The 12,479-nt window shown below is 58.2% G+C and carries 11 protein-coding genes; all 11 read left to right on the plus strand.

The features are described 5' to 3' along the window. Positions 1-7: 7 nt before the first annotated feature. Genes DFP98_RS16245 through DFP98_RS16295 form a run of 11 tightly spaced genes read left to right on the plus strand, consistent with a single transcriptional unit; the run spans position 8 to position 12,415 of the window. Positions 8-1,126 (plus strand): glycosyltransferase, encoded by a 1,119-nt coding sequence (locus DFP98_RS16245; protein WP_116061660.1) that lies wholly within the window; start codon positions 8-10, stop codon positions 1,124-1,126. Between the two features lie 30 nt (positions 1,127-1,156). Next, positions 1,157-2,503, plus strand: a complete 1,347-nt coding sequence (locus DFP98_RS16250; RefSeq protein ID WP_116061661.1) for a hypothetical protein — start codon at positions 1,157-1,159, stop codon at positions 2,501-2,503. Then, entirely contained in the window at positions 2,500-3,657 is a 1,158-nt protein-coding gene (locus DFP98_RS16255) for a glycosyltransferase family 4 protein (protein WP_116061662.1), read from the plus strand. The genes DFP98_RS16250 and DFP98_RS16255 overlap by 4 nt, the downstream gene beginning before the upstream one ends. Before the next feature lie 13 nt (positions 3,658-3,670). After that, positions 3,671-4,792: a glycosyltransferase gene (locus DFP98_RS16260; RefSeq protein ID WP_220377116.1), complete on the plus strand. Its 1,122-nt coding sequence runs from the start codon at positions 3,671-3,673 to the stop codon at positions 4,790-4,792. A gap of 3 nt (positions 4,793-4,795) precedes the next feature. Further along, on the plus strand, positions 4,796-5,386 hold the full coding sequence (locus tag DFP98_RS16265) for a DapH/DapD/GlmU-related protein (RefSeq protein ID WP_116061664.1): 591 nt from the start codon (positions 4,796-4,798) through the stop codon (positions 5,384-5,386). Beyond that, positions 5,383-6,420 (plus strand): glycosyltransferase family 4 protein, encoded by a 1,038-nt coding sequence (locus DFP98_RS16270; RefSeq protein WP_116061665.1) that lies wholly within the window; start codon positions 5,383-5,385, stop codon positions 6,418-6,420. Before DFP98_RS16265 ends, DFP98_RS16270 begins: the two co-directional genes overlap by 4 nt. After that, positions 6,417-7,316 (plus strand): glycosyltransferase family 2 protein, encoded by a 900-nt coding sequence (locus DFP98_RS16275; protein WP_116061666.1) that lies wholly within the window; start codon positions 6,417-6,419, stop codon positions 7,314-7,316. Before DFP98_RS16270 ends, DFP98_RS16275 begins: the two co-directional genes overlap by 4 nt. A gap of 4 nt (positions 7,317-7,320) precedes the next feature. Further along, positions 7,321-8,685: a lipopolysaccharide biosynthesis protein gene (locus DFP98_RS16280; RefSeq protein ID WP_116061667.1), complete on the plus strand. Its 1,365-nt coding sequence runs from the start codon at positions 7,321-7,323 to the stop codon at positions 8,683-8,685. Beyond that, the gene (locus DFP98_RS16285; RefSeq protein WP_116061668.1) at positions 8,675-9,622 is read left to right on the plus strand and encodes a polysaccharide pyruvyl transferase family protein; all 948 of its coding nucleotides are present in this window, start codon (positions 8,675-8,677) and stop codon (positions 9,620-9,622) included. Before DFP98_RS16280 ends, DFP98_RS16285 begins: the two co-directional genes overlap by 11 nt. Further along, positions 9,619-11,055 carry a sugar phosphate nucleotidyltransferase gene (locus DFP98_RS16290; protein WP_116061669.1) on the plus strand — a complete coding sequence of 479 codons (1,437 nt, stop codon included), beginning with the start codon at positions 9,619-9,621 and terminating at the stop codon, positions 11,053-11,055. Before DFP98_RS16285 ends, DFP98_RS16290 begins: the two co-directional genes overlap by 4 nt. 19 nt (positions 11,056-11,074) lie before the next feature. After that, a complete protein-coding gene (locus DFP98_RS16295; protein ID WP_116061670.1) occupies positions 11,075-12,415 on the plus strand; it encodes a UDP-glucose dehydrogenase family protein in 1,341 nt (446 codons plus the stop codon). Positions 12,416-12,479 lie beyond the last annotated feature (64 nt).

A 12,479-nucleotide genomic window follows, 5' to 3' on the forward strand; every position in this document is an offset into this window, starting at 1 on the left:
CGATACAATGGCGAAAATCCTTCATCTGTCCGAGTTTACGAAGGGCGGAGTCGAAACTCATCTTAACGAGGTCATGAAGCACCAGGCCGGTCATCACGACATTTATTTGATGGCCTCCGAGCATAACTCCAACCGACATTCGCTGCAGATCAGTCCCGAGCGTCTCATTTTGTATCCTTACAGGCGGAAGCCGGCCTATTTTCTTAGAGCAATGATGGAGATTCGCAAAAAGATTCACGAGCTTCAGCCGGATATTGTACATGTGCACGGGACGTTCGCGGGCGTTTTTCTGCGAACGCTATTTTTTTTCAAGAGGAAGCGTCCCGTCATCGTCTATTGCTCGCACGGCTGGGCTTTTCTGATGGATACTAAATCCTGGAAGCGCAAGCTGTTCGCATGGGCGGAGAAGATACTGTCGCTGCGAACGGACGCCATTATCCACATCTCGAAGCACGAATATGCGATGGCTCTGAATTATGGGCTGCCCCCGCGCAAATCGGTCGTCGTGTATAACGGCGTGTCCGATGCCTCCGCCGATGCGGGATTCTCGCCCATTCCCGTCAAACCGGACAAGATTAACCTCCTCTTCGTCGGGCGCTTTGATCGGCAGAAAGGGCTGGATCTTCTGCTCGACGTGTTCAACGAACAGCGATTTCCGCACATCGACCTGTATTTGGCCGGCGATTCCGTGCTGAAACAGAGCGAGCACCGGTATCCGGACAACGCGATCCGCCTCGGCTGGGTGGAGCATTCGGAGATCGACCGCTACATGAAAGCCTGCGATGCCATTATCGTTCCGTCCCGCTGGGAGGGATTCGGCATCGTCGCGATCGAGGCGCTGCGCAACGGCAAGCCGGTCATCGCCAGCAACCGGGGCGCGCTTCCGGAGATTGTTCGACACGGCCTGAACGGGTACGTATTCGATTTCGAGCGCAAGGAGCAGCTCGCCGGTATCTTGCAGACGCTGGACAAGCGCAAGCTGGAGGAGATGGGGCAGGCAGGCGAGCTCATTTTCAACGAGAAATTCCATTCCGGACTCATGAATCAGCAGATCGAACGGCTGTACGATGCGGTTCTGAGCCGGCCGGACGAACGGTATTCCGCAACCGTCAAGAAATACGTTTAAGCGCGGGAGTGGAGAGCAGGTGAATGAAACATGCGCAAAGATCCGGCAATGTCCGGGGTCATGGACGGCAAAACCGGCGGCAACCAGTTGCTCTGGGCGCTGTATCTCGTTTTCTTGCTGTTGCTGACCGTCTATCAGGATTTCCCGTTAGTCAATGTCATCGGCGAAATCGGGCGCTCGCCGATCATTTTGCTGCTTCCGCTGTTTGTTGCCTGCGAGGCGGCGCTGCTCGCCAAGCATAAGCGGGTGATGCACGGTTCGAAGCTGCAGCGGTATTTGCTCGTTTTTATCGTTTATTTGAGCTTGATCAGCGTCGCTTACGTGCTCGCGCAATTTTTGCAAGGCAGCTACAGCTTCGGGCAGGAGAACCTGCTGGGTAAGGCGGTCAAGGTGCTGACCTATTTCGTGCTGATTTTGCTCTACGTCAGGCATATGCAGCTGCTGTTCGCGAAGATTGCCAGCAGGCGCGTGCTTTACGCCTGCTTCTTCGCCGTCGTCGCTCTGCTGGCGGTCATAATGGCGGCGGAGCTGGCAAGCATTCCGAACGCGCTGGCGCCGTTGCATGCGGGTAGCCAACCTTACTGGCGGGTCAGGCTGCTCACCTCGGAGAGCAGCACGACCGGTACGATCGTTGTCGTCTATTCGGCGATTATCGTCTATTTATCCCGGTATTTGAGCGGACCGGCCAAAGCGCTGTCCTTCGCGTTCGTCGCCGGTTTTTTTCTGTTTTATTTATTCGTGACGGGCTCGAAGGGGTTTCTAATCGTCGTTCTGCTGACGATCGTCGTCACGATGGCGAAATTTCTGGATTTTCGGAAGAAGAGAAACTTCCTTCTGCTCTTAGCGGCCGCTGGGGCGATGTACTTGTTCGTTACCCATTTTTCCGCCGGAGTGCTGGGCTCGTTAAGCAATGACATCGAGAACTACACGTCGTCCTATACGAGAATGGGCACGATTCTCATCGCGCTGGCCACCGTCGCCCATCATCCGCTTGGCGTGGGCACGGGAGCTTATTTGATGTATTTCAATCAGTACGTGGACGGTGCGATCGGCGTGATGTCGCGGTTTTATTACGATACGTTCGGCATCGGTCAGATCAACGCGGGGGAACTGCTGCAGTATTCCGACACGGATCGGAATGTGGGCGTGAAGTCGGGTTTTTTCCAATGGGTGATGTTCGGAGGAATTGCGGCCGTCGTCTTCTTCTATCAACTTGCCGCAAATCTGCTAGGGAAGGCGAAGACCAGTTCCATCCTGTTTCCCGCATTGATTTTCGTGCTGCTGTCTCTGCTTTTCGTCGCGCTGGAGATCAAATACGAAATCTGGTTGTTTTTCGCTTTTATTAGCTATGCCACGACAAGGAGGGCGGAGACATGAAAATATTGCTCGTATGCAGCGATTTTCCGTATCCTCCGAACCACGGCTTAAGGGTGGATACATGGGGAAGGATCAAGGCGCTCGCCGAGCTCGGCTGCAAGCTGCACCTTGTCGTATGCGGCAAGCAGCAGCCTGACGACGCGGACATCAAGGCCGTCAGAAATTACGTCGAGGAGATCGTGCTCTGTCCGCGAAAGAGCAAGCTCGCCGACGCGCTTCGCGTTACCCCGATGCAGGCTCAATCAAGGGCCGAGCTTGGCCGGATTCCGCTGGCGGACGATTACGATTACGTGCTGCTGGAGGGCGACTACGTGTACCCGATCCTGGACAATCCGCGGATTAGGCGCGAAAGGGCGATCCTGCGGGTGCACAACGACGAGGCGGTCTATTTCAAGGCGCTGGCGAGGAGCGCCACAAGCCTGCTTCACAAGCTGTACTATCGGATGGAAAGCGGCAAATTCGCCGCGTTGCAAAAAAAGATGCGGACGAGGATCGACAAGTATCTGTTCATCTCTAACAAAGAGTTCGAACGGTTCCGCGCGCTCGATCCGACGGCCCAAAGCCTGTTCTTGCCGCCCCCGGTCGACGGAGAGGCATTCCGGGTCGGCTCGTTTCGGACGCGGCACGTCGTGTTCGTCGGATCGCTGTTCATGCCCAACAACCGGGAAGCGATCGAGTGGTATTTGGCGCATATTCACCCGGGTTTGCTGGACGTGCCGGGCTACAAGTTCGTCGTGGCCGGCAATAGCCGCAACCAGGGGCTGGGCTGGCTCGAAGCGCACGATCTGACGAATGTTGAAGTTCACGACACGCCGGCTAACCTGGAGGACATCTACGCGAACGGTTATCTGTTCGTAAATCCGATGCGCAACGGAGCGGGCGTGAAGCTGAAGACGATCGAAGCGATCCAGAACGGCCTGCCGGTCGTCTCGACCTCGGTCGGCTGCGAGGGCACCGGACTGATCGACGGCGAGCATATGCTGCTGGCTGACGAGCCGCGGCATTTTCTCGGGCACATCAGGACGCTGCTTGCCGATCCTGCCAAAGCTCAAGCTTTGCTGGAGGCGTCGCAGCATTTTATACGCGGGCAATACGACCACAAGGAAGTTCTCAGAAGGTATCTGCAATCGTTAAATGTCAGGATATCAAGCTAAGCGGGTGAAGCGAATGAACAGCGGCAGAACGAATATTTTGTTCGTGACCCATGCGGACAAGAAGGGGGGCGCGGAGCAGAGCCTGATTCATCTGATCAATTATTTGGACGTATCCAAGTACCGGATTTACTTGCTCTGCCCCGGCGACGCTTCCTATTTGCACGAGATTCGAACGGAGTACGAGCTTTTTCCGCTGCGCCTTAACAGCATTAAGAAGAGGCTCGGCTTCGGCTATCTGGAAACCGTTCTGCGCATGCGGGCGTTCGTGAAGAGAAAACGGATCGACATTATTCACGCCAACGGGTGGCGAGCGCCGTGGTACGCGGCCCCGCTGAAGTTTATGGCGAGCAGCAAGCTCGTCTGGCACCACAGGGACTACACCCATCTGCGTATGTTCAATCGGGTGCTGCCCCGGTTTTTCGATCAGGTGATCTGCATTTCGCGATTCGTCGCGAGCTCCGTCCAAGGCGCCAACAAGACGATCATATACAACGGCGTCGATCCGGAGACGGCGCGAATGCCGAAAAGCCGCGCGTTCATGGAGGACGATACGCTCATTATCGGGATGTTCGGACGGATCGTGGAATGGAAGAGATATGATCTCGTGATCGAAGCCGTCAAGAAGCTCGCCGACGGCAAAGCCTACAACTGGAAGCTGCTGATCGTGGGCGACGCGTCCGTCGACGGATCGGAGAGCTATTATGCCGATCTGGTCCGCAAGGTCCGCGACTACGGGCTGGAGGAGAACGTGGTTTTTTACGGATATAGCCCGAGACCGCTGGACGTGATGAAGGAGTGCGATCTGACGATCAACTTTTCGCTGAATGAACCGTTCGGAAGAGTCATTATTGAATCGATGCTTGTGCGTACGCCGGTCATCGTATCGGATTCCGGAGGAGCTCCGGAAATCGTCGAAGAGACGAAGGGCGGCTGGATCGTCAAGGACGGGGACGTCGAAGCGCTGTACCAGACGATCCGACTCGTCTACAGCAAAACCGTCGACTATCAGGAGCTTGCCGAACGGGGATATGCCGCTGTTATGAACGAGTTTAATATGAACGCGATCGCCAGAAAGGTAGAGACGGCCTATCGTTCGCTGTTGGCCGGGGGCATCGCGGCGGAGTCGGCGGGGTAGCGTATGGGAATCCCGTTTCGTCAGATTCGCATCGGTAAGCTGCTGGCCGTGCTGAAGGGCGCTGTCGTGTTTCCGGTCAAGGCCGATTCGGCCGGGCGCTTGAGCCGGATCGCGGGCAAGCTGTCGATCGCGAACAAAGGAGAGCTGATCGTCGGACGAAGCGTCTCCTTCCACGCCAAGCCGTTCCCGTCGTCCATCTCGGTGGGCAAAGGGGCCAGGCTGTGGATCGGCGACAACGTCTTTTGCAATTACGGGTTGGATATCGGCTGCACGGATTCGATTCGAATCGGCAGCCATACGATCATCGGCCCGATGGTCAATCTGATCGACGCGAACTTCCACCCGGTGGATGCGGAGGACCGTTCCGGGAGCCGGGCGATTGTCGTCGAGGACAACGTCTGGATCGGCAGAGGCTGCATCGTATTGCCCGGCGTCACGATCGGGTCGGGCAGCGTAATCGCCGCGGGCAGCGTCGTTACGCGGGATATTCCCGCGAACGTGCTGGCCGGCGGCGTTCCGGCCAAGGTCATTCGCGAGCTCTCCGTGCCGGAGGGCTGGATTCGCAGGAGCGCGCAAGGAGCGTATACGAGATGAGAGTATGGATGTGGCCCAAGTACAGCAATTTGAATTTGTATAACAATTTATTGACCGATTCGCTTTGCGGCGCAGGGGTGGAAGTGATGGATCTGACGCACGGCAGGCTTGCGCTGCGGGTGGCGCGGGCGAAGCCGGGAGACGTCGTCCACGTGCACTGGATGCACCATGCCTACCAGAATCGCAATCCGCTGCTGTTCGTCGCCAAGTCCGCCCTTCTCCTGACGACGCTGCTCGTTCTGAAGGCGAAGCGGGTGCGGCTAATCTGGACGCTGCACAATCTGTATCCCCACGAGGTGAAATATAGGCGGATGGAGCGCGCGATGCGAACGCTGATCTGCCGATTCTGCTCCGGGCTGATTGTCGCGTCGGAAACGGCCAAGCGGCAGGCGATGGCGGAATTCGCCGTACCGGCAAGCAAGCTGACCGTCGTGAAGCACGGCCACTACGCGGATGTGTACAAGCCGAATGGCGCGGACGTTAGACGGCTGTACGGCATCGGCAAAGACGCCGAAGTCTATCTATTCCTCGGAGCCATCAAAGCCTACAAAGGCGTCGAGGAGCTAATCGAAGCGTATCGCGCGGTCCAAACGGAAAGCTCCTGCCTGATTATCGCGGGCAAGGCGGACCGGGAGATGGAGGCATATCTTCGTAACGTGAAGGATACCCGGAATCTCGTTCTGGATATGCGGTTTATCCCGAACGAGGAAGTCGCCGACTTGCTCGGAGCCGCCGATGTCATGGTGATGCCCTATAAGGAGATTACGACATCCGGCTCTGCGATTCTCGGACTCAGCTTTAGAAAGCTGGTCGTCATGCCGGACAACGGCTTTATCGACGAATATTTCGAGGAGGGTATGGTTATCCGCTACGATCCCGGCATCGCCGGCGGATTGGCGGGAGCGATGGAGACGGCTATGCGGAGCGTCAAGGAAGGGAGGTCGCCGGATTACGAACGGGCGCTGCGGCAGCTCGAATGGGGGCCGATCGCCGAGCGGATCAAAAACGTGTATCAAGGGCGGGATGAACGATGAAGGTAACGGTGGCCATCTGCACCCACAACCGGGCGAAGGATACGGCGGAAGCGATCGGCAGCGTTCTGGTCCAGGACTTCGACAAGAAGGAGCTCGAGATTGTCGTCGTGGACAACGGCTCGACGGACAATACGGCAGAGACGGTGAATGGCTTGCGGCAGCTGCACGGCGCGAGGATCCGCTATGTGCACGAGCCGAAGCTGGGGCTGTCGACGGCCCGCAACCGGGCGATCCGCGAAGCGAAAGGGGATTTGATTCTGTTTCTCGACGACGACGCGCTGGCGGGAAGCCAATGGGCGCGGCATATCGTCGACGTCTTCGCGAGGGATCCGGCGATCGGCTGCGTCGGAGGCAAGATCGATCCGCTATGGGAAGACGAGGAGCCGGGCTGGATTCCGGCGGAACATCGCTCGGTCTTCACTATTCTCGATTTTTCCGACGTCGTCGTGGAGATGACCGCTCCCGCGATTCCCTACGGCGCGAACGTCGCGTTCCGCAGCAGCGTTTTTGAGGAAATCGAGCCGTTCCGAGAGGATCTCGGCCGGGTCGGCCGCAACCTGCTGTCGAGCGAGGAGAGCGAGCTTATCGCCCGGCTTCGCGACAAATACAAAGTCTACTACACGCCCTACGCCTCGGTCAGGCATAAGATCGCCAAGGAACGCACGACGAGGAAATGGTTTCTGAAGCGGATGTTCTGGCAAGGGGTGAGCGATGCGGTCAAGCGGCGGGATGCGGGGGCGACAGCCGTTCTGAAGCATACCGTTCGCATGGTTCAGGCGATCGGGACGTCGCTGCTGTCGATTTTCCAATATAAGAGATTCATCCGGCAGATCGTGAAGGTGTGTTACCGCAACGGGGCGCTGGTCGGCATTCTTCGCTATGGCGGCAGGAGTTAAGGCGATGGCGCAGCTTGCGCTCAAAAGGACGTGGAAGGGTGGCGGACTCGTCCAGACGATGCTGCGCACGAGCGCGACCAACTTTCTGATGATGGTGATCGCCACGCTGACGTCGATCGTGACCGCCCGTATGTTCGGCGTCGTCGGCAAGGGCGAGCTGTCCGCCATCCTGTTCTGGCCGACGCTGTTGGCGGGATTGGTCGGTTTCGGGCTACCAACCTCGCTCATTTACAATCTGAAGCAATCGCAAGCCGGCGGGGGCGAGCTCGTCAGGGCCGGCTTTCTGTTCCAGATCCCCGTCAGTCTCGTCGCGGGGTTCGTCGCCTGGCAGGGGCTTCCGATCTGGCTAGCCGACTATCCCGAACCGGTCGTGCGGGCGGCCCGCTGGTTTACGGCGCTGATGCTGCCGACGATTCTCGCGGCCAATCTGGTGGGGGCCCTGGCGCAGAGCATGAACCGCTTCAACGTGTACAACGGCGTGCGGCTGTACGGCCCGCTGTTTAATCTGCTCGGTTTGCTCGCGCTATGGACGGCGGGCCAGCTCAGCCTCGTCTCCGCCGCAGCCGCGTTTCTGGCGACGAGCTCGCTCGTCCTGGTCTGGTCGCTGTACGGCATGAGGGACGCGCTGCGGATCGACTGGTTCGGCGGCCTGCGGAATACCGGGGCAGCCAAAGCGTTGTTCGGTTACGGCAGCAAGGTGTTCGGCGTAGAGCTGCTCGGCACGCTGTATTCCCAGTTCGACAAGCTCGTCATCCTCTCGATGCTAACGGCCAAGGAGTTGGGCCTGTATACGGTCGTCTACGCGTTGTCCCGCGTCTTCAACGTCGTGCAGACCGCCGTTTCCAGCGTCGTGTTTCCGAGGGTAACCGGTTTGGATAACGCGCGGATCGTGGACACCGTAGGACGGGCGTTCCGGCTGTCCCTGCTCGTCATGGCGATCGTGCTTGCGCCAAGTCTGCTCATCGGGCGGTTCATGATGGGACTTCTGTTCGGCGAGCCGTTCCTGGAAGCGGAGGGCGCCTTCTATTTGCTGTCCGTCGAATGCATCATCGGAGGCGGCTCCTGGATTCTGGCCTCGGCGTTCAACGCGGCTGGACGGCCCGGACTCGTGCTCGTCAGACAGGCGATTTCGCTGGCGGCCACGATCGGATTGTTTTTTGTATTCACCCCGCTGTATGGCTTGAACGGAATCGCGCTAGCGCTGTTGATCGGGGCCGCGATTCGCTTGACCGTCACTTTGATCGCGATGCGGATGGCATTTGGCGTCAAGGCGGGCAGCTTACTGTTCGACAAAAACGACTTTGGATTTCTGATCGAGCGGGTCAGAGAGAGAGGACGCCGCAAAGGAGAGAGTGGACATGCCAACTGAACGGATAGCTCATCCGATGGACGGACTGAAGGAGCGGCTTCGCCAAATTTTGCAGGCGATTCCTCCCGGATCGAGCATCTATTACATCGACTATCCCGTTTACAATAACGGCGGCGATCTGTTGATCATGAAAGGGGCGGAAGCTTTTTTTAGAGACAACGGCATTCGCGTAAGGGCGCGGTACAGCGTGCTTGATTTTCCTGACAGGCTGAGCATTCCGGGAAATCAGATTATCGTGCTGCAGGGCGGAGGCAACTTCGGGGATCTGTACCCGGTGCATCAGAGACTGCGGGAGAAAATCGTGGCCCAGTATCCGTTTCATCGCATCGTTATTTTGCCGCAGACGATTTTCTATAGGGAGGAGGAGCAGTTCGACCGGTCGGCGCTCGTGTTCAACAAGCACAGGGACGTTCATCTGTTCGTCCGCGACCCGTCGTCTTACGCGATGGCGGCCAAGAAATTCGACCGCTGCTCCATCTACTTATCGCCCGATATGGCTCACCAGCTGTGGCCGATTCGGCCAACGACCAGCCCCGGCAAGGAGCTGCTCTGCTTTTTCCGGACCGACATCGAGCGGACGGGGGAGCAGGGACGGCTGGAGACGAACGTTCAAGGCGACTACTTGGACTGGAGCTCCCTGTACAACAAGGTGGAGAAAAAGTCGATCTCGATGATCGGGAAAATGATGGCCAGAAGCAGCGGGGCGATGCCGCTGCATGCGATCTGGGACAGGTACAGCGATTATTTGGTGGAGAAGGCGATCAAGCGCTTTAGTGCGTATCGGCGAGTGAAAACCTCCAGGCTGCACGGGCATATCCTGTCCTGCCTGATGGATAAGCCCAACGGCCTGCTCGACAACTCGTACGGCAAAAATTCCAGCTATTATCATACTTGGACGAACGAAATTCCCACCGTAAGATTGGAGGCTATGCCATGAAAATCGTGCTTCTATCCGGCGGCTCCGGCAAGCGACTTTGGCCGCTGTCGAACGAGTCCCGTTCCAAGCAGTTTCTGAAGGTGCTGAACAACGGGAGGGGCGAACGGGAATCGATGGTCCAGCGGGTATGGCGGCAGATTGCGGCGGCCGGTCTCCGCGACGACGCGGTGATCGCGACCGGCAGGTCGCAGACGGAGATGATTCAGAGCCAGCTCGGCAGCGAGGTCGAGCTCGTCGTCGAACCGGAGAGAAGGGATACGTTTCCCGCGATCGCCTTGGCCGCCGTATATTTGTACTCGGTTAAAGGCGTAGGCTTGAACGAGACATGCGTCGTTATGCCCGTCGATCCGTATGTGGAGGAATCGTTTTTTGTTAAGACGAAGGAGCTGGATCCCGCATTGCGACAGTCGGGCGCCGATCTGGCGCTCATGGGCGTGAAGCCGACGTTTCCTTCCGAGAAATACGGCTATATCGTACCGGAGCCGGAGGACGGGGCTATGCCGGACAAGCCGTTCGTCAACGTAAGCAGCTTTAAGGAAAAACCCCGCCAAGAAGAAGCGGCAGCGATGATTGACCGGGCTGCGCTTTGGAACTGCGGGGTTTTCGCGTTTAAGCTCGATTTTCTGATCAACATTCTAATCGCGTACGAGCTGCCGATTCAGTACGACGAGCTGCTGAAGCAATACGGCAGATTGCCGAAAATCAGCTTCGACTACGAGATCGCGGAGCGGAGCCGACAGATCGTGGCGCTGCCGTACGAGGGGGATTGGAAGGACCTCGGCACTTGGAACACGCTGACCGAGGAGATCGACAGTCCGCTGACCGGCAACGGAACGATCGCCGGCGATTCGCGCAACACGCACATCGTCAACGAGCTGGACATTCCGATCACGCTGCTGAACCTGTCCGACGTTGTCGTTGCGGCCAGCCCGGATGGCATTCTGGTAGCGGACAAAGCGGCCAGCCCGTTGATTAAGGAAGTGATGAAGCATTCGGAGCAGCGCCCGATGTACGAGGAGCGACGCTGGGGCGGCTACCGAGTGCTCGATTACTTGAAATATCCGGACGGAACGGAAGTGCTGACGAAGCGCATCCGCGTCGCGCCAGGCCGCAACCTTAGCTACCAATATCATGAGCTTAGGGACGAGGTGTGGACGATCGCCGCCGGTCGCGGGGAGATGGTGCTCGGCGGCAGGAGGTTTTCGGTGAAACCGGGAGACGTCGTGAAGATTCCGCGGGCCTGCAGACACAGCTTGAGGGCGGAGGCCGGGGAGGAGCTGGACGTCATCGAGGTGCAGACCGGATCCGAGCTAATCGAGGAGGACATCGTCCGGCTCGCGTTCGACTGGGACGAGATTTTGCAGATTTGCGCGGCGGAGGGAGCGTTGGCGCTTCTGCGTCATCCCGATGGGCCTTACGGCACGACTTCATAAACAGAGGAGAGTTGCGGGTATGAACATTGCGATAATCGGCACCGGCTACGTCGGACTCGTCTCGGGCGTTTGCTATGCAAAGCTTGGCCATCGGGTCGTCTGCGTGGACAAGGATCCGGAGAAGATCGCCGTCCTGAACTCCGGCGGCATTCCGATCTACGAGCCGGGACTGAAGGAGATGGCTGCCGAAAGTAGGCTTGCAGGCCATCTCGTCTTCACGACCGACCTGGCGTTCGCGGTGCGCCGCTCCGACATCATCATGCTCGCGGTCGGCACGCCTCCGCTCCCTAGCGGGGAGGCCAATCTTGCCTATATCGATCAAGCGGCGATCGAAATTGCCGAGGCGATGAACGGCTACAAAATCGTAGTCGTCAAGAGCACCGTCCCGGTCGGTACGAACGAGCGCCTGGCGAAGCTGATGCGTTCGCGCACGATTATGCGCTTCGACAGCGTCTCGTTGCCGGAATTCCTGCGCGAGGGCTCCGCCGTCGAAGACACGCTCAGGCCCGATCGAATCATCGTCGGTGCGGAATGCGAAGGCGCGGCAGAGCAAATGATCCGGCTGCACGAGCCGCTGACCGAGCAGATTATTGTGACCGATATCCGTAGCGCGGAAATGATCAAATACGCGTCGAATGCGTTTCTCGCCACGAAAATTTCCTTCATCAACGAAATCGCCAACATCTGCGAGAAGGTCGGCGCGGACGTGACGAAGGTGGCGGAAGGCATGGGCTACGACAAGCGAATCGGGCCGTCGTTCCTGAAGGCCGGCATCGGCTACGGGGGCTCCTGCTTTCCTAAGGATACGCGCGCGTTGATCCAGATCGCCGGGCATGTCGATTACGAGTTCAAGCTGCTCCGTTCCGTCGTGGAGGTTAACCAGGACCAGCGCTTTAACGTGATCCGCAAGCTGGAGGCGATCTTCGGAAGCGAGCTGCCGGGCAAGACGATCGGCGTGTGGGGGCTGGCGTTCAAGCCGAATACCGACGACGTGCGGGATTCCCCGGCGCTCGAAATTATACGGCATCTGGTCGACCGGGGCGTGAAGGCGAAAGCGTACGACCCGATCGCGCTGCCCAACTTTCGTGCGATCTTCGGAAAGGAGGGGGTAGAATGGTGCAATAAAGCGGAGGAGGCGGCGCAAGGAGCGGACGCTTTGATTCTGCTGACGGAATGGGACGAGTTTGCCGGCGTCGACTTGGCGAGGCTCCAGCGAGTGCTGAAGCAGCCCATTCTAATCGACGGGCGCAACATGTTCAAGGAAGAACACCTTGCCGGAACGGATTTCGCCTATTATTCCGTAGGCCGTCCGAGCCTGAGCAAAGGCGTGAAGGAACGAATGCCGGTTCTACAATTCTAGTCCAGGGCATCGTTATATGCGGCGCTCGGAAGAAGAGTTTCCAAACGATTTTTTTCATAATCAT

This window comes from Cohnella phaseoli (assembly GCF_003386235.1).
GTDB lineage: Bacteria > Bacillota > Bacilli > Paenibacillales > Paenibacillaceae > Cohnella > Cohnella phaseoli.